The sequence below is a fragment of the Chryseobacterium sp. PMSZPI genome (genome assembly GCF_002835665.1).
Taxonomy (GTDB): domain Bacteria; phylum Bacteroidota; class Bacteroidia; order Flavobacteriales; family Weeksellaceae; genus Chryseobacterium.
In genome coordinates, this window is the sequence record NZ_PIZV01000074.1 from 72,004 (window position 1) to 92,092 (window position 20,089).

Annotated in this window: 21 protein-coding genes; 4 read left to right on the forward strand and 17 right to left on the reverse strand. The window is 35.2% G+C overall.

Features of this window, described 5'->3' with window-relative positions:
* Positions 1-44: 44 nt before the first annotated feature.
* Together CW752_RS15205 and CW752_RS15210 are read right to left on the reverse strand one after the other, a co-directional pair.
* Complete coding sequence (locus tag CW752_RS15205) at positions 45-332, reverse strand: cytochrome C (protein WP_101240549.1); 288 nt, start codon at positions 330-332, stop codon at positions 45-47.
* A 20-nt stretch (positions 333-352) separates the two neighbouring features.
* Entirely contained in the window at positions 353-646 is a 294-nt protein-coding gene (locus CW752_RS15210) for a c-type cytochrome (RefSeq protein WP_101240550.1), read from the reverse strand.
* A 200-nt stretch (positions 647-846) separates the two neighbouring features.
* On the opposite strand from CW752_RS15210, the gene meaB reads away from it, so the two are divergent.
* Positions 847-1,839: a methylmalonyl Co-A mutase-associated GTPase MeaB gene (meaB, locus tag CW752_RS15215; RefSeq protein ID WP_101240551.1), complete on the forward strand. Its 993-nt coding sequence runs from the start codon at positions 847-849 to the stop codon at positions 1,837-1,839.
* On the opposite strand, the gene CW752_RS15220 is transcribed toward meaB, so the two are convergent.
* Positions 1,836-2,384, reverse strand: a complete 549-nt coding sequence (locus tag CW752_RS15220) for a DUF4251 domain-containing protein (RefSeq protein ID WP_101240552.1) — start codon at positions 2,382-2,384, stop codon at positions 1,836-1,838. The genes meaB and CW752_RS15220 overlap by 4 nt on opposite strands.
* Positions 2,385-2,491: 107 nt before the next feature.
* Between CW752_RS15220 and CW752_RS15225 the strand changes: the two genes are divergently transcribed.
* Both CW752_RS15225 and CW752_RS15230 read left to right on the forward strand, forming a co-directional pair.
* Positions 2,492-3,298, forward strand: coding sequence for a M48 family metallopeptidase (locus tag CW752_RS15225; protein ID WP_101240553.1), 807 nt, complete (start codon positions 2,492-2,494; stop codon positions 3,296-3,298).
* Positions 3,299-3,388: 90 nt separating this feature from the next.
* On the forward strand, positions 3,389-3,700 hold the full coding sequence (locus CW752_RS15230) for a lipopolysaccharide assembly protein LapA domain-containing protein (protein ID WP_101240554.1): 312 nt from the start codon (positions 3,389-3,391) through the stop codon (positions 3,698-3,700).
* A gap of 36 nt (positions 3,701-3,736) precedes the next feature.
* Here the strand turns inward: CW752_RS15230 and CW752_RS15235 are convergent, their stop codons facing one another.
* The 11 genes from CW752_RS15235 to CW752_RS15285 form a co-directional block, all read right to left on the reverse strand.
* On the reverse strand, positions 3,737-4,348 hold the full coding sequence (locus CW752_RS15235) for an outer membrane beta-barrel protein (RefSeq protein ID WP_101240555.1): 612 nt from the start codon (positions 4,346-4,348) through the stop codon (positions 3,737-3,739).
* The gene (locus CW752_RS15240) at positions 4,332-5,141 is read right to left on the reverse strand and encodes an ABC transporter ATP-binding protein (protein ID WP_101240556.1); all 810 of its coding nucleotides are present in this window, start codon (positions 5,139-5,141) and stop codon (positions 4,332-4,334) included. Before CW752_RS15240 ends, CW752_RS15235 begins: the two co-directional genes overlap by 17 nt.
* Entirely contained in the window at positions 5,141-5,893 is a 753-nt protein-coding gene (locus tag CW752_RS15245; RefSeq protein WP_101240557.1) for an MlaE family ABC transporter permease, read from the reverse strand. The genes CW752_RS15240 and CW752_RS15245 overlap by 1 nt, the downstream gene beginning before the upstream one ends.
* 86 nt (positions 5,894-5,979) lie before the next feature.
* Positions 5,980-7,350 carry an exopolysaccharide biosynthesis polyprenyl glycosylphosphotransferase gene (locus tag CW752_RS15250; RefSeq protein ID WP_101240558.1) on the reverse strand — a complete coding sequence of 457 codons (1,371 nt, stop codon included), beginning with the start codon at positions 7,348-7,350 and terminating at the stop codon, positions 5,980-5,982.
* A 41-nt stretch (positions 7,351-7,391) separates the two neighbouring features.
* The gene (locus tag CW752_RS15255) at positions 7,392-8,021 is read right to left on the reverse strand and encodes a 7-carboxy-7-deazaguanine synthase QueE (protein ID WP_101240559.1); all 630 of its coding nucleotides are present in this window, start codon (positions 8,019-8,021) and stop codon (positions 7,392-7,394) included.
* A 7-nt stretch (positions 8,022-8,028) separates the two neighbouring features.
* Positions 8,029-8,913, reverse strand: coding sequence for a bifunctional 5,10-methylenetetrahydrofolate dehydrogenase/5,10-methenyltetrahydrofolate cyclohydrolase (locus CW752_RS15260; RefSeq protein WP_101240560.1), 885 nt, complete (start codon positions 8,911-8,913; stop codon positions 8,029-8,031).
* A gap of 73 nt (positions 8,914-8,986) precedes the next feature.
* Positions 8,987-10,627, reverse strand: a complete 1,641-nt coding sequence (gene pgi / locus CW752_RS15265; protein ID WP_101240561.1) for a glucose-6-phosphate isomerase — start codon at positions 10,625-10,627, stop codon at positions 8,987-8,989.
* Positions 10,628-10,835: 208 nt separating this feature from the next.
* Complete coding sequence (locus tag CW752_RS15270) at positions 10,836-11,441, reverse strand: hypothetical protein (RefSeq protein ID WP_101240562.1); 606 nt, start codon at positions 11,439-11,441, stop codon at positions 10,836-10,838.
* The gene (locus tag CW752_RS15275; RefSeq protein WP_410493650.1) at positions 11,431-11,865 is read right to left on the reverse strand and encodes an RNA polymerase sigma factor; all 435 of its coding nucleotides are present in this window, start codon (positions 11,863-11,865) and stop codon (positions 11,431-11,433) included. Before CW752_RS15275 ends, CW752_RS15270 begins: the two co-directional genes overlap by 11 nt.
* Positions 11,866-11,964: 99 nt before the next feature.
* Entirely contained in the window at positions 11,965-12,840 is an 876-nt protein-coding gene (locus CW752_RS15280; protein WP_101240564.1) for a TraB/GumN family protein, read from the reverse strand.
* Positions 12,841-12,983: 143 nt separating this feature from the next.
* On the reverse strand, positions 12,984-13,904 hold the full coding sequence (locus CW752_RS15285; protein ID WP_101240565.1) for a DUF4349 domain-containing protein: 921 nt from the start codon (positions 13,902-13,904) through the stop codon (positions 12,984-12,986).
* A gap of 210 nt (positions 13,905-14,114) precedes the next feature.
* Between CW752_RS15285 and CW752_RS15290 the strand changes: the two genes are divergently transcribed.
* Positions 14,115-15,473, forward strand: a complete 1,359-nt coding sequence (locus tag CW752_RS15290; RefSeq protein ID WP_101240566.1) for an acyl-CoA dehydrogenase family protein — start codon at positions 14,115-14,117, stop codon at positions 15,471-15,473.
* Between the two features lie 66 nt (positions 15,474-15,539).
* Here the strand turns inward: CW752_RS15290 and CW752_RS15295 are convergent, their stop codons facing one another.
* The 3 genes from CW752_RS15295 to lon form a co-directional block, all read right to left on the reverse strand.
* Positions 15,540-15,917 (reverse strand): DoxX family protein, encoded by a 378-nt coding sequence (locus tag CW752_RS15295; RefSeq protein WP_101240567.1) that lies wholly within the window; start codon positions 15,915-15,917, stop codon positions 15,540-15,542.
* Positions 15,918-16,099: 182 nt separating this feature from the next.
* Positions 16,100-17,212: an AI-2E family transporter gene (locus tag CW752_RS15300; RefSeq protein WP_101240568.1), complete on the reverse strand. Its 1,113-nt coding sequence runs from the start codon at positions 17,210-17,212 to the stop codon at positions 16,100-16,102.
* 211 nt (positions 17,213-17,423) lie between these two features.
* Positions 17,424-19,829 (reverse strand): endopeptidase La, encoded by a 2,406-nt coding sequence (gene lon / locus CW752_RS15305; RefSeq protein WP_101240569.1) that lies wholly within the window; start codon positions 19,827-19,829, stop codon positions 17,424-17,426.
* Between the last annotated feature and the right edge of the window lie 260 nt (positions 19,830-20,089).

The window sequence follows — 20,089 nt, forward strand, 5'->3', positions numbered from 1 at the left end:
TATATGTTTAAAATAAGATAAAAAATAAGCCTCCAATTGGAAGCTTATTTTTTATTCACTGAAATCAGATAGTCATAAACCATTTGATGTTGCTCATCACTAAGCTTAGCTTTCGGAGCCATTCTGCTTAATGTATTGATCCATCCTTGGTTGTCATGTTTTGTTGGTTCAGGTAATTTGTGGCATCTTGAACATGAATTTTCAAAAATAGTCTTCCCCTGAGCCAATTTCTCCGATGAGGTATATTTAGGTCCGGTTACAGCAGTACTTTTAGGTCCACAGGATAGTAAAATTACCGAACCTGCAATACTGCTTAAAATTAATTTTTTCATATGCCTATTTTGTTTGATGGTTATTTTTTCACAGAAACGATATAATCGTAAACCCATTTATGCTGGTCATCCGTTAATTTTGCTTTTGGAGCCATTGCGTTCATAATTCCTACCCATTGTACCGAATTGTGTGAAGTTGGGTCAGGAAGCTTATGGCATTTGCCACATGAGTTTTCAAAAATAGTTTTTCCCTGGGCGATTTCCGCAGCAGTTGACGTTGATGTTCCTGGTGTTGCAGTAGCAGTAGAAGCTTTTGGAGTACAGGAAACTAAAAGTATTGCAGTAAATGAAGCCGCAGCGATGATTTTTTTCATGTTTCTAATTTTTGATGTACAACAAATGTAATGAATTCTCTAAGCTGTTGATATAATGTTCTATAGTTTTAATTTAGAAGAAATAAAAACTAAATAAGTAATAAAATCATTAAAAATAATGAAGATGGTAATGAGCCTTTTTGTGATGTCTTCCTGTAAGCATTATTGATCATTCATAATTAATTATTAATTTTGGAACAATGAAATTTTCTACTGAAGAGCTAATAGAAGGAATACGATCAGGAAATAAACGTCTGATTGCAAAAGCTATTACACTAGTTGAAAGTAAAAAAGCCGACCATAGAATACAGGCAGAAGAACTCTTAAAGAAAATAATGCCCTTTACAGGAAACTCCATCAGAGTCGGAGTAACTGGTGTTCCCGGTGCAGGAAAATCTACATTTATTGAAAATTTTGGTAGACTGGCTATTACGAAAGGTAAAAAAGTAGCTGTTCTTGCTATTGATCCTAGCTCCTCCATTAATAAAGGAAGCATTTTAGGAGATAAAACCAGAATGGAAGAATTGGCCAAAGAAGAAAATGCATTCATACGTCCTTCCCCAAGTTCCGGCTTTTTGGGCGGAGTTGCCAACACAACTTTTGAAACCATGATGATCTGTGAAGCAGCAGGTTATGATTATATTCTTATAGAAACAGTAGGAGTAGGGCAATCAGAGGTGCTGGTAGCTGATATAACTGATGTTTTTCTGTTTCTTAAAATTATTGGAGGCGGAGATGAGCTTCAGGGAATAAAAAGAGGAATCATGGAAATGGTAGATCTTATTTTTATTAATAAAATAGATCAGGATAATCTTCAGAAAGCAAAAAATACAAGATTGGAACTGAAAAGAGCATTAGATTTTATACCTCCTAAAGAAAAAGAATGGAAAATACCAGTTTTATTAGGGTCTGCATTGCGTAATGAAGGTTTGGGAGATGTTTATGATAATATTGCTGAATTCATTAATCTGAAGAAAAAAACGGGGCGCCTTGAAGAAGTTCGTACCCAACAAGCTGAAAAACGGTTTGAATACTGGGTTCAGGAATATATCTTGAACTTAATGAAAAAGAGCAATACCGTAGAAGAGGCTTATCTTATGCATAAAAAAAATGCTTCAGAAATGGTATCTAATCCAAGTACTGAAGCAAAATTATTTGTTGAAAAATTTTTGTCTAAAGAAAATAGAGACTAAAGCTTTTCCTTTTCCTGCTTTACTTCATTTTTTGAAACGTATCCGTCATAGGTAATAGGCTGTCTGTCATTACTTCTTACAGATACAAATGCCTTACCTGTTTTATAAACTTCAATATTAAGCTCATCAACATTTCTCACATCATTAGGTTTGATTCTGAGTGTCCATGTTCCTTTTTTATTTTGAGATTTGTTAATCGTGAAATCCTTTGAAATAAATCTATAGCTGTTATTATCTGTATTTCCATAAGTTGGATTGAACAGTCTTCCGAAATAAGGAAGTGTAACCTCCAAATTATTTTTACTCAATACTATAGAATAATCTCCGTTCAGGTTCAGCATTCTTGTAGCGGTAGCATTAGGCATAGAATTCATGATATTGATAACATCATAATTGGTAGGGTTCGCTCTCTGAGCATTGAAGGTAAACTCCTGCGAATTCACTAATGTATCTACTGTCTTTGGATCTAAAGAACCCTGTGAGGCACAGCTCTGAAAGAAAAATAGAAATCCAAAAATAAAGAATAGAGAAATATACTTTTTCATGATTGAAATAATTATTAAATTTAAAACAGCAAAATGTATGCAAATATATTCTTTCCGAAATATTTTGGAACAAAAATTGTTAAGGTTGAATTATTAACACTCAAAATATGAAATTTATACATCTATTTGGAATAGGAGCAATTGCTCTGTCGGCCGTTGCCTGTACTACAAACCCGATTACGGGGAGATCATCTCTACAGCTGGCCAATAATTCGGAAATTTTAACAATGTCTGCACAAGAGTACAAAACGACATTGTCTAAAGGTAAAGTGATTTCCGGTACGGCAGATGCAAAAAGAGTGGCAAATGTAGGAAACAGAATTAAAAATGCAGCAGAAAGATATTACCAGAGTATAGGAAGATCTGCAGATCTGGCAAGCTATAATTGGGAATTCAATCTTCTGCAAAGCAACGAATTAAATGCTTGGTGTATGCCAGGAGGTAAAGTAGCGGTCTATACGGGAATTTTACCAATTACAAAAGACGATAATGGACTTGCCGTAGTAATGGGGCATGAGGTTTCCCACGCTTTGGCGGGACACGGAAATGAAAGAATTTCTCAGGCAATGGTAGCACAATATGGAGGAGCAATTCTTGGTGGTGCTATTTCCAATGCACAATGGGCAAGTATCTTCCAGAAAGCATATCCTATCGGATCGCAAGTTGCACTATTGAAATACGGAAGAAACCAAGAGTCAGAAGCGGATCAGATGGGACTTTACTTAATGTCTATGGCAGGATATGACCCAAGAGCTGCAATTCCTTTCTGGAATAGGATGGAGGCTGCATCTTCAGGATCAAGACAACCTGAATTTTTATCTACTCACCCGAATCCGGAAACAAGAATTTCAGACATCAATAAAGATCTTCCTAAAGCTTTGGAATATTATAAGGCAGCGGGAGGAAAGATATAACTAGTATAGAATTTTAATCTTGAATGGAGCCTTATTAAATTTTTAGTAAATTTGGTAAGGCTTTTTAATATAACCACTAAACACAATATTATGAAGAGTTTATCAATTACCGGACTTATTCTTTTGGCAGTGTCTGCCTTACTTTTTTATCTGACTACCGATTTTGCTGTGGAGCAAATTAAAATTTCCCATATCATGGGCATGATGGCCGGCGTCGGCATAGGGCTGATTATTGGCGGATTGGTAGGCTATGTAAGCAAAGGAAGTGCAATGAAGGCTGAACAGAAGAAAAAAGAGTTCAAACAGCTGCAGAAAGAAAAAGAAGAATTGGAAAAACAGGCTGCCAGTATTGCAAAACGTCAGGCTGAGCTTGACAATCAAAATAAAAACCCTCAAATTTAAATTTGAGGGTTTTCAGTTGTTATTTTCGATACTTGATTAAAATTTATATCCTAAACCTACCATAAATAAATTAGGTCTGTTGTCATATCTGATTTCCGAACCGGAAACCTTGTTGATAAAATTTCTTTCATCCTTACTGAATGCACCTTCATATTTTGCATTGACAATCAGTTTCTTAATTTCAAGCTGTGCGCCAAACTGATATCCTACTGTAAAGTTATTCTTAGCATTTTCCTTAAAATCATTGTAGGTGTTGTCTTTGCTTAAATTGAAGCTTCCTACCGGACCAACAAATACACCCAACATATTCCCTAAAAGATTGTATCCTAAAAGAACCGGTACGTCAATACGGTTGCTTTTAACATCAAAAGTAGTGTTTTGTGTAGTGAACTCATTTTTGAAATGAGTATAGTAAATTTCCGGCATTACAAACAATGAAGTAGGCAAAGCTACTTTTAATGAAAGTCCTGCATTGAACCCAACATTGTTTTTTCCTGTTCCTTCAATGGCATCATTCACTGTTCCTTTGATGTTTGACCATGAAGGAGAGCCTGTAGGAAATATTAAATTGGCTTTAGCTGCCAGTGATATCTGTGCAGAAGCCCACATTGAAAACCCTACAAGAGCTATACTAAGTACCTTTTTCATTATCGTCTATTTTTGTATTCTCAATCGTTTTATTATTCTCAAGTAAATATTCTCGCAGTTCTTTAAACAGTTCTGAAGAATAAACGAAATCGATCAGATTTTTATTACCTGCCGTAATAAGAATGTCTTTATTACCTTCCCATTCTTTAATTCCCAATCTTAGGTATACAATTTTCTCGCCAATCGTCATTACGGAGTTCATATCATGCGTATTGATGATTGTCGTAGTATTATATTCTTTTGTGATTTCGTAGAGAAGGTCATCTATTACTTTTGAAGTATAGGGATCTAATCCGGAGTTGGGCTCATCACAGAATAAATACTTAGGATTGTTTACAATAGCTCTTGCAATAGCCACCCTTTTTTGCATCCCTCCGGAGATTTCGGAAGGGTATTTTCTATCGGCCTTATCGAGATGTACTCTGCCTATAACTTCAAAAACTCTTTTTTTCTTTTCTCTATAAGTAAGATTGGTGAACATATCAAGGGGAAACATGATGTTTTCCTCTACAGTTAAAGAGTCAAACAATGCACTTCCCTGGAACACGGTCCCGATTTCCGAACGAAGATGTTGTTTTTGATCTCTTGTCATGGTATTAATGTCCCTCCCGTCAAATAGGATTTCTCCGGATGAAGGGTCGTAAACATTCAATAAGCTTTTAAGAAAAACTGTTTTTCCTGAACCACTCTGGCCGATGATCAAATTTACCTTTCCTTTATCAAATGTGGTTGAAATTCCCTTAAGTACTTCAACATCACCAAAACTTTTCTTAAGATCTTTTACTTCAATCATCAGCTTAATATTAATTGGGTTAAAATTAATTCAGAAATGATAATGAATACCATTGTCCATACCACAGCTTGTGTACTGGCTCTCCCCACTTCAAGAGATCCTCCTTTTACAGTGTATCCGAAATAAGAAGGCACTGTTGCAATGATAAATGCAAAAACAATGGTTTTAATAAATGCATAATAAATAAATAAATTAGGCATGTACATTTGAATCCCGACAATATAATCGTTTTCTGTCCAGTTTCCTGTTAAAATCCCTGCAATATAGCCCCCGCCAATACCAAATACAATACTAATGGCAATAAGAAGAGGGTTAAAAAGCATACAGGCGATAATTTTAGGGAAAATCAAAAAGTTAGGTGAATTTACGCCCATAATATCCAGCGCGTCAATCTGTTCGGAAACTCTCATTGTCCCTATACTGGAAGCAATGTAAGAGCCTACTTTACCTGCCAAAATTAAACTGATGATAGTAGGAGCAAATTCCAAAACAAGTACGGCTTTAGTAGCATATCCTACAAATGAAGGAGGAATAGGAAAGGATGAAGCATCAAAGTTATTGAACATCTGAATGGCAACTACTGCCCCAACGAATATAGATGTGAAGACAACCAACCCAAAAGAGTTGACTCCCAAATCATTAATTTCTCTCATGAACAGCTTCCAGAAAACCCTCATTTTCTGAGGTTTCTGCAGGGATTTACCCAGAAGGATCATGTATTCCCCTACTGCTGTGAAAAACTTTTTTAACATACTGCTAAATTAGACTTTTTTATTTAATTAGGCTAGGGTTAAAGTAAAGACTGAGGCACGGTTTAATGTTAAAATTTGTCTAAATATTATTTAGCATTTTTGTCTCCGCCAATAACCAATAAAATGGTTTTCAAAATAATGACCAGATCCAATACAAAACTCCAATTTCTGACATAAAATGAATCGGCTAGAACCCGTTTGTTCATTTCCACCTCTACATCTCCAAAATCCCCTCGCAATCCATTTACCTGAGCTAATCCTGTAATACCGGGGCTTACCATGCTTCGTAAGCTGTATCTGCCAATTTTTGCTTTATAATAATGGTCAACTGCCAGCATATGTGGACGCGGACCAACGACAGACATATCTCCTTTCAAAACATTGATGAATTGTGGAAGTTCATCGAGACTTGTTTTTCTTAGAAATTTTCCAATAGGAGTAATTCTTGAATCATTTACCTGTGTTGTACGGATGGTAGATTCATTATTAGGAACCATCGTTCTGAATTTAAAACAATTAAAAATTTCTTCATGGAAACCATATCTTTTTTGTAAGAAAAATACAGGCCCTTTAGAGGTTGCTTTAATAAGGATGGCAATGATTGGAAAGACCCAGGAACAAATTAAAACAAGAACGATGATCGAAAAAATAATATCGAATGCCCTTTTCATTAGAAAATTGGCATAATAGTCTAGTGGATATCTGGCTTGATTGAGAACCGGCTGAGTCTGAATATATCCAAGATCATAAAGGAAAAAATCACTTTGTGTTATACTCGGGATTAATGAAATATGAACTTTATTCTCTTCTGCTAAGCTAAAGATCTGGGATTCTGTTTCTTCATCAAATGAATTTTCAGTAGATAAAAATAGAGTATGAATTTCGTTTTTTTTCCAAAACCCGACTAATTTATCACGGCTGATGTCTGAACTTTCGTATTCAAATATTCGATATCCGTAATCTTTTCGCTCTTCAAAAATGTTTTTTAAAATTTCGGTAGAACTATTATTTCCCAAAAACATTACATTCCTATAGTTGACTCCTAATGAACGAAGATATTTGATTGCAAAATATATGATTGATTTTGACAAAAAAATAAAAACGAAAAGATAAAGGGAAAGCCAATAAATATCAGAATTGAAAAAAACATTTTTACTCACCTTTCCGATAAGCAGCACACCCAATATAAAAAATAAAAAGTGGATAAAGAGCTTTTCAAGAAACAAAGTATACGTGAGGTTCCTCTGAATGTTGTATATTTTTGTTCTACCACTTAAAAGCATCCAGAACAAAAATAATAAGGTTAGGGAAAATACATTTTGATACCAGGTTTCTTCATGATATCTTAAACTTTCGTTCCTGCTTATAAAAAAGAATATAAAGATAGATGCAATAACCATGAGGTCAAGCAAAATAATGATCGATTTCAGGTATCTAGAGTATCGAATTCTCTGCATCTATCGGTATTATCGTATACGGCGAGCTAATTTACATATTTTTACGGTATGTTCAGATATTTATGGGTTTGAACCGAAGCCTGCCACTCAGGATGTTCCAGAATAAAATCCGTAATCTTGGGATACATTTCGTTTCTTTTGCTCCATTCGCTTTGAAGGTAAAGTTTACAGTTTTCAGAAACTTTTGCCGCTTGTTCTTGGGCAAATGTAAGATCATGATTGTTGAAAACAATTACTTTAAGTTCATTGGCCTTCTGATAAATCTCTTCTTTAGGTAATCCGGTTTTCTTTGGGGATAAAGTGATCCAATCCAATTGTCCACTCATCGGGTAAGCACCAGATGTTTCAATATGAATAGAGCAGCCTAATTCTTTTAATTTAGAGGTAAGAATATCCAAATTCCACATTAAAGGTTCACCACCTGTTAATACAATGGTTTTACAATGTTTAGCCGCTGTTTCTGCAATTTCTATTGTATCCATTACTGGGTGCAGGTCCGGATCCCAGCTTTCTTTCACATCACACCAATGGCATCCGACGTCACATCCTCCTAATCGGATGAAATAGGCTGCTTTTCCGGTGTGTGCTCCTTCTCCTTGTAAAGTGTAAAAATGCTCCATCACAGGGAGCATTTTACCTTCTTTTAATAAAATATCTTTTTCTTTATTCATTTTAAAATTAGTCGTTATAGACCGAAGTTTTGTAAGCAATGATGGTGTTTTTCATCAACATAGCTCTCGTCATTGGGCCTACTCCTCCAGGTACTGGTGTGATCCAGCTTGCTTTGGCAGCACAGCTGTCAAAATCTACGTCACCTGCCAGATAATATCCTTTTGGAGAATCATCATCTACTCTTGTGATCCCAACGTCCACAATTACAGCTCCATCTTTGATCATTTCTCCTTTTAGGAAATGAGGATCTCCTAGAGCCGTGATTACGATGTCTGCCTTTTTTGTGTATTCTTCGATGTCTTTAGTATATGAATGCGTAAGGGTAACAGTTGAGTTTCCAGGGAAATCTTTTCTTCCCATCAAAATACTCATCGGTCTTCCTACAATTTTACTTCTTCCAATAATTACACAGTCTTTTCCTTTGGTTTCGATATTATATCTTTCTAATAATGTTAAGATTCCAAAAGGGGTAGCTGGTAGGAATGTATCCATTTCTAAGGCCATTTTTCCAAAGTTTTCAGGGTGGAATCCGTCCACGTCTTTTCTTGGATCAATAGCGTTGATAATTTTCTCCTGGTCAACTTGATCAGGCAAAGGTAATTGAACGATGAATCCGTCTACCGCTTTAGATTTATTCAACTCGTCAATTGTCTCCAATAATTCAGATTCCGAAACTGTACTTGGAAACTTGATCAGGCTGGATTGGAATCCTACCTCTTCGCAGTCTTTTACTTTTGCATTTACATAAGCCTTACTTGCTCCATTGTTCCCTACAAGAATTGCCACCAAATGAGGAGCTCTTCTTTTGCTGGCAAGGATTTTTTCCACTTCAGCTTTGATCTCTGCTTTGATTTCCTTGGATACTTTAAGTCCATCAAGAATTTCTGCCATTTTACTTTTTTACTTTTATTTAGATTTAGATTTTATCAATGCTATAATGTCCTGAAATTCATCAGCTTTCTTTTTACTTATTCCCTTTATAATAATTGATCAATCCGTTGGTGGAGCTATCATGAGAATGTATAGCCTCATTATTTTCAAGCTCCGGAAGGATTTTGTTGGCTAATACTTTTCCTAATTCAACTCCAAATTGATCAAAACTGAAAATATTCCAGATTACTCCCTGAACGAAAATTTTATGCTCATATAAAGCAATCAATTGTCCAAGTGAAAATGGCGTTAATTCTTTGAATAATATTGAGTTAGTTGGTGTGTTTCCGTGGAAAACTTTATAGTTTAATAATTTTTCGATCTCTTCATCGGATTTACCTGAAGTTCTAAGCTCTTCCTCAACTTCTTCTTCAGTCTTACCAAAAGCAAGGGCTTCTGTTTGTGCAAAGAAGTTGGCCAATAATTTATCCTGATGGTCAGAAACCTTATTAGGACTCTTAGCATAGGCAATAAAATCGGCAGGAATTAATTCTGTTCCCTGGTGGATCAGTTGATAAAATGCGTGCTGTCCATTGGTCCCAGGTTCCCCCCAAATGATGGGTCCTGTTTCATATTCTACAAATTCACCGTTTCTGTCCACACACTTTCCGTTACTTTCCATATCTCCCTGTTGAAGATAAGCAGCAAATCTGTCCAGATATTGAGAATAAGGAAGGATTGCATAGCTTGTTGCTGCATAGAAATTACGATACCAGATTCCTAAAAGTCCCATTAGTACAGGTACGTTTTCTGAGAAGTTCGCAGTCTGGAAGTGTTGGTCAGTATCAAAAGCTCCTTTTAAAAGCTGTTCAAAATTTTCATACCCTACAGACAATACAATGCTTAGTCCGATAGCACTCCAAAGGGAATATCTTCCGCCTACCCAATCCCAGAATTCGAAAATGTTTTCTTCTGCAATTCCGAACTGTTTAACAGCTTCAATATTAGTGGATAACGCTACGAAATGCTTAGCTACATCCTCTTGTTTTCCTGCTTTAAGGAACCAATCTTTTGCGGAGTTAGCATTCGTCATTGTTTCCTGAGTGGTAAACGTTTTAGAAGCAATGATGAATAGAGTGGTTTCCGGATTCAGGTTTTTAACAACTTCTGCCATATGATTTCCGTCCACATTAGAAACAAAGTGAACATCCAGTCTTGTTTTAAAATGCTTTAAAGCGGAACAAACCATTACAGGTCCCAAATCTGAACCTCCGATTCCGATGTTTACGACATCTGTGATCTCTTTTCCACTGAACCCTTTGTGTTCTCCTGAAATGATTTTTTCAGAAAAAGCTTTCATATGGTTCAATACTCTTTTGATCTGAGGCTTAATATTTTCACCGTCTACAAGAATTTCACGATCAGAGAAATCTCTTAAAGCAGTATGTAAAACTGCTCTTCCTTCTGTTTCATTGATTTTATCACCGGAAAACATTTTAGAAATAGCATCTTTTAACTGACATTCTTCTGCCAGTTGTAATAAAAGCTCTTTTGTTCTGGAATCAATCAGGTTTTTAGAATAATCGAAAAGATAGTTTTCCTTTTGCAGAGAGAATTCTTCAAAACGGTTTGGGTTATACTGGAAAAGGCTTCTTAGTTCAAGATCGTTAGATGCAAAATGTTCGTCAAGGGCTTTCCAGCTGTTGGTTTGTATAGGATTTATTTTTGATAGCATGTTGTTGAGAATTTATAATTCAGAAAAAATAAGGTACCGGATCAAAATCTATATAAATCCATAACGATTTATTTCTGATTTGCAAATTTAAGGAAAAATAAAACCTCAAATAAATTTGAAGATAATAAATAACAATTTTTTAAAAAACAAAACCCCGGAAATGATCTGAGGTTCTATTTTTATGAGTTAAAATATGTTTTTTTGAATGTTATTCGTCTATTTCGTTCAGAATATGTTCCAATTGTTTGGCCTGGCGTCCATAGATATACTTTGTCCATAAAACAATATTAACGATAATTGCGATTGTTCCAATAAGAACAGAAATAATGAGAGTTTGTTGATGAGAATTGGTTACATTTTCAAAGGTCATTCCTTTTTTAGCCAATATCTTATAGAATTCAAGTCCCAGTGTAATCATGAAGTGAGGGAGAAGCAGGAAGCCAAAAGATTGATATCTTTCCATATTGAGTTTTAATTCGTGATAGATTTTCCAGAGGCTGCTTTTTGTATTTCCTGTATAAAGTTCCGTCTGCTTGTAAAATTTGTAAAAGCCGAATAAATAATAAGAAGATATAACAAAAAGCATCACATAAGAAGTATAATAAATAACATATTGTGAGACTGGAAAATTCAGTATTTGAGGGAAGAATGCCATAAGAATAATAGCCAGAACCTGTGCCGGAAATTCCCTTTTCATACTTTTTTGTATCTTTTCAATAGGATGTTTGCTTTCCTTTAATTGTTTTATACTGTCTGGAATATGAACATTGCTGTCTTCATTATTCCACTGTTCTTTTAGTTGATCAAAATTCATAACCTGATTTTTTTATGATTTGCTGTATTTTTTCTTTTGTTCTGTTGAGTTTTACACGGGCATTGCCTTCGCTGAGCCCGAGGTTGTTTCCAATTTCTTTATGTGACATCCCTTCCATGAAATAAAAGATGACGGCCTTCTCCAGAGGATTCAATTCCTGAACGGCACGATAAAAGATTTCCAGCTGTTTATCCTTTATAGGATTGTAATCTTCCTGCTGTACCTCAAAATGATGGGGTGAGTCTGTATGGTTTTTTGCCCTCTGTTTTTCTTTCTTTAAATAGGTAATGGCAGTATTGATGGAAACCCGATACATCCAGGTAGAAAATTCACTGTTTCCTTTAAAGTTCTGATAGGATTTCCACAGCTGGATAAGGATTTCCTGCTGAAGATCCTCCCGGTCTTCTATGGAATCTGCATAGATCCGGGAAGCTTTGTATAATATGCCTTTGTGCTGATTAACAAGCTTTAAAAAGGCTGTTTCAGTTGGAGTACTCACAATAGTTTCATGGTTGGGTTATTATTATAAGTTGGTTACAGGTTTTACTGTATATCCTTTTGCTTTAAGAAGATTGATGAGCCCGTTATTGCCCCACAAATGACCACTTCCTACTGCAAAGAAAGAGCTTTGTTTTTTCATAATTTCTGGCATTTTTTCTGCCCATTTTATATTTCGGTCAGTCAGCATAAATTGTTCCTGTTTATTATTCATGAATTTTGGGTCTTTAATAAGCTGGTCCAGGTTTTTTAAATTTTCATTTTTAAAAGCTTCCGTCATTTTTTGTGAAGCGATAGTATATTCATTACTTAATTTCAGTTGATATATCACTTCTTTCAGATCATATGATTGGCCAATTGCATTAATTTGGTCGTTAACCTTTTCCAGTCCATTCACACTTTTCTTGTTTTTTAAAGCTTCTTTTAACAGTTCAATTTCGTACATTTTCACTTCATTTTGGGGACATGGGATTGCTTTTGTAGCAACAAGAGAGTAAAGAGCTTGTGGGCTGTGGCTGTCAACGTTTTTCAGGTTGGTTCCATAGTCGGCAAGTATTTTGTCCAGTTCTTTTGCTTCCTCAGGAGTCAGTTGTTCAGAAATCTTTTTATCCGCAGCCATCATTTTCTGCATCGCAGCCATTTCATTTTGATCGATGTAATTGATTTCCATTACAAAATTTTCAGTTTGATTAAGAGCTTTCCAGGTTTTAGGTTTTATTTCAAAATCTTTATTGCATAAGATATGAAATGTTCCGGCAATGTAAGATGGTTTAGAAAGTCCGTTTCCGGATACTTCCCATAGCAGGCTGTTCTCATTCTCTGTATTCTTATTCTGTGCAGTGGCTGTTGTGAAATGTACTGACAGTAATGCAGCGAATCCAAGTTTCATTAAATTTTTCATAGTATTTATTTTTTTTGATTTTCTGTTCTTTTAAACAGTAGGTAAGGGGTGCATTACAATCGTTACAGTTTTTTTTCAAAAAAATAAAAACCTCCTGAAAACAGGAGGCTGTAAAATCTAAAATTATGATGATAACCTATAGGTTAGGAGCTCTGTTCTGGAGACTTCGGAAGTTCAGATCTGCTAGATTTTCTTTTTCTTAAGAAATAAAACAACCCGCCAGCAATTAATACAATGGGCCAGATGTTGATAAGCCCTACAATAATTCTTTGAATCAGGTAAAATCCATACACAAAACCGTCTTTTGCATCATGAATAAAATTGTATTTGTACTTATTATCAATGCTGTCTGTATTCGTAACTGCTATTTCTGCAATCCGTAGTTTAGGTTCTTTGATGTAGATGTCAACCGTGCTGTACTTCAGGTTGTCTGCCATACTCATGGTATTCAGTTTCTGAAGATTCCCTTCAGATATATTATTGTCATCTAAGGTTACTTTGTCTTTATTGGTTTTTATCTTCTCAATGTTTTCTGAAGTTTTCTGGTTTCTTTTCGCTTCAAGCTCCGAATATTTGATATTGGCAGTAACATCTTCTGCATTGATTGTTCTTGAATTTAAAAATAATTTGCTGGTGTTGATAGCTGTTAAAAGTTCTCCAAGCTTTTCGGTAGGAACTCTTACCTGCATTGTGTTTTCAGTCTTGTATTTTTTGATAAGCATGGCTTCAGTATCAGAAGTGTTGTAAGTGTCTTCATAAGCCACATTGCTTTGCAGATTGCTTTTGGTAACAAAACCTCCAAGATCCTGAACAGACTTTTCAATAGCAATGGTAGCATTGTAGGCATCTTTTACCTCCATATTCACATCTGCAGTCTTGATGAACTTTTTGTCTTTGACTTCCATACTTGCAGCAGACGAAATGCTGTCTGATACTATGGCTGAAGAATCTGTTGAAGCTTCATAACTTTTAAGTTCACCGCTGGTGGCTTCACTCTTTTTACATGAATAAATACCCAGTAAAAGAACAGCTGATAATGATAGTGTAATGTAATTCGTTTTCATAGCGTAAGATTTTTGAGGTTTTGCTTGAGTCAAAGTTCAGCCACAATTCTTTGTAATGCTTGAAAATGGGAAGTAAAAAACTTGTAAAGAAAATATTCTTTTTTAATCAATTGATTATTAGAATTTTGTAAAATGAAGTGTGAACTTGGAGCTTATTTTCGGAGTAATTTTTGCTTATGTTTTTACAAACCAAAATCACAATATATCATTATGTCAAATACCTTTTCTAAAATCAGAAATGCCATAGGACTATTCACGTCCATAGATTTTGATCAGCTAAGTGCTATTTCGCAAAAAGTAGATTTACCCAAACTGATGCATAATTTTTCAAAGTTGGATGATAAACAGCTTGCCGGACTTATGAAAATGCTGGATCAGGATAAGAAAACGAAAGAACTTCCTCCCATTGATGGTGATTTTTACGATATCTACCATACTTTATCTCCTGAACAACGGGAAATTCAGCTTAAAGTAAGAGCTTTTATGGAAAAAGAGGTTAAACCTTTAGTCAATCATTACTGGCTCAGAGACGAGTTTCCTTTCGAATTGATTCCGAAATTTCAGAAACTGGATATCTGTGGAGTAACTTATGAAGGATACGGCTGCCCGGGAATGCCTTTTTTGATGGAAGGGGTTATTGCAATGGAAATGGCAAGAATTGATGCCTCTATTGCAACTTTTTTTGGAGTACAGTCCGGGTTGGCAATGGGGTCCATTTATATCTGCGGTTCAGAAGAACAAAAACAGAAATGGCTTCCTCAGATGCAAAAGTTTGAAAAAATAGGTGCTTTTGGACTTACAGAACCGGAAGTAGGTTCAGGTGCGGCAGGCGGGCTTACCGTTACCTGTAAGAAAACAGAGGAAGGGTGGGTTTTAAATGGTCAGAAAAAATGGATTGGAAATGCCACTTTTGCAGATCTTGTGATCATTTGGGCAAGAGATTTAGACAGTGGAGAAGTAAAAGGTTTTATTATAGAAAAAGATAATCCGGGATATTCTGTTGAGAAAATTAAAGGGAAAATGGCGTTGAGAATTGTTCAGAACGGATTGATTACATTAAAAGACTGTCTGGTAACCGAAGAAAACCGTCTTCAAAATGCCAATTCCTTTAAAGATACCGGAAAGGTATTGAGAATGACCAGGGCAGGAGTAGCGTGGATGGCGACAGGATGTGCAAGGGGAGCCTATGAAAGCGCTTTGGATTATACCCGAAAAAGAGAACAATTTGGAAGACCTATTGCTTCTTTTCAAATGATTCAGGGACACTTGGTTGAAATGTTGTCTAACCTTACTGCTATGCAGACAATGGTATTTAGGTTGTCTGAAATGCAGGATGAAGGTATTTTAAAAGATGAGCATGCTTCCTTAGCCAAAGTTTTTTGTACTCTAAGGACAAGGGATATTGTATCCAGAGCTCGGGAAGTTATGGGAGGAAATGGTATTTTGCTGGAATATGATGTGGCAAGGTTTGTAGCAGATGCCGAGGCTATTTATTCTTATGAAGGAACAAAAGAAATCAATTCACTTATTGTGGGTCGTTCCATTACAGGTTTTAGCGCTTTTGTATAAATGTAAAATTGCAGATAATAGTTTCATAAATATCAGCCGAAGTCTATTATCTGCAGCTTAGGTGGTTTAGCTTACCAGGTTTTTATATTTTTCCCTGTTGTCAATAATAATCAAAATATTAATCAGAAATAATATACCGGAAATGGCAATACCTGGGATTGAAGGATCTTTGAAAAGATTGTGAATTAAAATACCAACCATTACAGGCAGAATAACAATGGCTCCTAATGCTCTTGTTTTTGGAAAGATAAATAATAGCCCTCCTATAATTTCAACGGTTCCAACTAGGGGCAGTAGCCAGCCTATTTCTCCGAAAGCTGCATACACTTTCATTTGAGCGTCTGTCAATTTTGGAGTAGGATTATAATGGAAGAATTTGTCTAATCCTGCATTAAGAAACATAACTCCGAATAATAAGCAAATAATAAACTTTACTATTTTCATAATTGATGATTTTATATCAAATGTAAAACAAATACAAATAATATGTAACTATTTGTGTTGAAAATTTAAAATAAGTTATCAATTATTGATTATTTGTGTCTATGGAATAGTTGTTTTGATGTAGCTTTCATCATTTCTCAATTATCATCCATCATTTATTATTCATTGCTCATTACTGATATCTAGTCCATTTCCTTTAATGTAATGTTCTTTGAAATTTTATAAGTTTTCTTCTTTTTATTGGGCTTTTCATCTTCACCGAGAAGTTTTCCCCAAGGTTTCAGGTCGTCAACCTTTTCGCAAATTATTTTAATAATCGCAATGGCCGGGATACACAGGAACATTCCTGCGATTCCCCAAAGATGCTCGCCTAGCAGAATTCCAATGAAAGAAAACAAGGCGTTAATTTTTACTTTAGACCCTACTACAAATGGTAAAACAATATTACCGTCTACTGCGTGTATGGCAATATATCCTACAGTTAGATAAATACATGTTGAAGGACTGGCTGTTGCGAATGCGATGAAACAAGAGATAACCAGTGAAATAAAAATACCCAGGTAAGGAATTACGTTTAATAGACCAGTCAAAACAGCCAGGAGAATCGCGTATTTTACTCCTAAAACAGTAAGAAGAATTGAAGTAAGAATGGATACTATAAGTACCTGAAGACATAATCCGAAAATGTATTTCTTTGTCATAATACGTATTTCGGTTACCGCAGCCTGTACACTTGATTTATGTCTTTCATTGAAGACGGTAACAATAAAGTTATTCAATAATCTTCTATAATTTAAAATGAAGATAAAAAATAAGGTAAAGAAAATGATGAAACCAAATCCTGTTGAAAATATTCCAAATGTAAAACCTAAAATAGCCCCGGAAGAAGAAAGGAGTTTATTGAGAGCCTGATTGATGTAATCTACTTGTTCATTCACTTTTACATTGAATGTTTTCGAAACCCAATGCTGAAGATTATTAAAAACAGTGGTAAGTTGTTCTCTAAGGTGGGGCAGGTCTTTGCTGAAATCTGATAATTGAGAACTGAAAAAATAAATCAGTCCGCTTAAAATAACCAACATGATGAAAACAGAAGTCATGGTAGATATAGATCTCGGAAATCTTAGCTTTCGTTCCATAAAAGTGGCTACCGGTAAAAATAACATTGCCATCAGGAATGCAAAGAAAAAAGGAGCCAAAATTGTTTGTCCTAATGCTAAAAGGTAGCCAAGGCCAATGATAGAAATGACTACCATGGTAAGTTTGGGAAGAAAAGGAAGTCTAAGAAAATTCATAATCAAAAATATGGAGTAAAAGAATAAAAATAAGAAAACCTACCCAAGTGAAAAATTTTTTTATTCACCGGCTTGAGTTTTCTTTTAGCGCAGCAAATTTCATTCCAGCCGGTAAGCTGTAAAATTAAGGAATATTGAAGTTTTAATAAAAAGAGAAACACGCCTCGGATGACCGGGACGTGTTTCATTATTGAGAAGTTAATATGTTGTTTTATTTTTCAATAGCAATATCGATAACCTCTTCCATTCTGTTAACGTAATGTACTTTCAGGTTTTTTAAATAATCTTTCTTGATTTCTTCTACATCTTTTCTATTGGCTTCACAAAGGATTACATCTTTGACCCCGGCTCTGGTAGCGGCTAGAAGTTTTTCTTTGATACCGCCTACAGGCAGAACTTTTCCTCTTAGAGTAATTTCACCTGTCATTGCAAGGTGAGGTTTTATTTTTTTGTTTTTAAAAGAAGAAACCATTGAAGTAAGCATCGCAATACCTGCTGATGGCCCATCTTTAGGAGTTGCTCCCTCCGGAACGTGAACGTGGATGTTTTTCTTATCCAAATCTTCCTGTGCAATTCCTAATTCATCATGCTTAGCTTTGATGTATTCTAAAGCAATCGTTGCTGATTCTTTCATTACCGTTCCCAGATTTCCGGTCATTGTTAAAGCTCCTTTACCATTGCTTAAGATACTTTCGATATAAAGAATATCTCCCCCTACACTTGTCCATGCAAGACCTGTTACCACACCTGGAACTCCAGTGATTTCTGATAAGCTTTTCGGTCTTGGAACACCCAAGATTTCATCTACTTTTTCAACAGAAATTTTAGGATCATATTCTTTTACTAAAGCAGTTTGTAGGGCTACCCACCTTGCAATGGAAGCAATTCTTTTTTCTAAAGTTCTTACTCCGCTCTCTGAAGTATGAGCCTCTACAATATGCTTGAGTTCAGTATTTCCAAGCTTGAATGATTTTGTATCCAAACCATTTTCTTCCTGTTGTTTTTTGATGAGGTGTCGTTTAGCAATCTCAATCTTTTCTTCTAGAGTATATCCGGCGATCTGAATGATTTCAGTTCTGTCCAAAAGAGGAGTTTGTATCGTAGAGAGGGAGTTGGCTGTTGCAATGAACATTACTTTAGACAGGTCGTAACCCATCTCAAGGAAATTGTCATAAAATGACTTATTTTGTTCCGGATCAAGAACTTCTAATAACGCAGAGCTTGGATCACCATGAAGACCTTGTCCGATTTTATCAATCTCATCCAGCACGATGACAGGGTTAGATGTTCCTGATTTTTTGATAGACTGTAAGATTCTTCCGGCCATTGCTCCAATGTACGTTTTTCTATGTCCGCGGATTTCACTTTCATCGTGAAGACCACCCAGGGATAATCTTACATATTTTCTACCTAAAGCATCTGCAATCGATTTTCCTAATGAAGTCTTACCAACTCCTGGAGGCCCTACCAACAATAGGATAGGGGATTTCATGTTGTTTTTTAATTTTAAAACAGCCATGTGTTCCAGGATTCTCTTTTTGATGTCTTCAAGCCCGAAATGAGCTTTGTCTAAAACTTTTTCAGCTTTTGCAATATCAAAAATATCTTTAGTGTAAGTTTCCCATGGAAGATCAGTAAAGAAATCAAGATAATTTCTTTGTACATTATAATCAGGAGAGTTAGGATTCTGACGCTGAAGTCTGTTGATTTCTTTTTGGAAATGCTCTTCTACTTCTTTGCTCCATTTTTTGGTCCTGGCTTTAGCAATAAGGTCTTCTACATCACTTTCCGGCCCGCCGCCCAATTCTTCCTGAATAGTTCTGATCTGTTGATTTAGAAAATATTCTCTTTGCTGCTTATCAAGGTCTTTTGAAGTTTTTTGATGAATTTGGTTCCTCAATTCCAGTTTTCTGAAATCTTCATGCATCATTTCATAACACTTATTTGCTCTTTCCATCATGCTTTTCTCTTCAAGCAATTTCTGTTTTACCACAGATGGGAAGCTTGCATTGGTACAAATGAAATTTAACAAATCATCATTATTGTTGATGTTTTTTATGGCAAAGTTGGCTGCATTAGGTATGTTTGGATCAAGTTCAATGATTTTTAAAGCAAGTTCCTTGATGTTTTCCAATAATGCTTCATATTCTTCCTGATTTTTAGGCTGCGTATCTTTTAATTTTGATATTTCAGCTTTGAAATAAGGCTGATTGTCAATAATTTTTTTGATTTTAAACCTATGAAATCCTTTAGTAATAGCCGTGATATTACCTTCAGGTAATCTTATAATCTTAATAATCTTTGCCAACGTACCGGTAAGATAAATGTCTTTTTCGGTAGGCTGTTCCAGATCTGAATTTTTCTGACTTACAATTCCAATAAAATCTCCGTTCTTCTGTGCTTCTTCAAGAAGTTGTATAGACGTTTTTCTCCCTGCAGTAATAGGAATTACCACATTTGGGAACATGACCATATTTCTTACGGGAAGTATAGGGAATATTTTTTGTCCGGAATTTTTATCAGTCTCCGAGAAGTCGGAAAGATTGATTTCTTCAGCTACGATATCAAATCCGTCGCTGATCATTTCTTCTAAACTAATATCTTCAAATTCTGTCATAATTGATCGAATGACAAATTGTCATTTTCGTTTTTAATCGTTAAAGGGATTTTTTATAATATGCTCTGAAAACGTGTAGCATATTATAATGTTCTAAAATGCACAATACTTATGCCATTTGTTTTTTACTAAAAAATATGGTCAAAATTTCCTTTTTTCAAAAAACTTTCTCATTAAAAGACAAAATAAAGAACTTCTGCTTCTGTAATTTCTTAAAAATGTGTATTTTCGCAAACTGATAAAAAACTATAATTTATAAA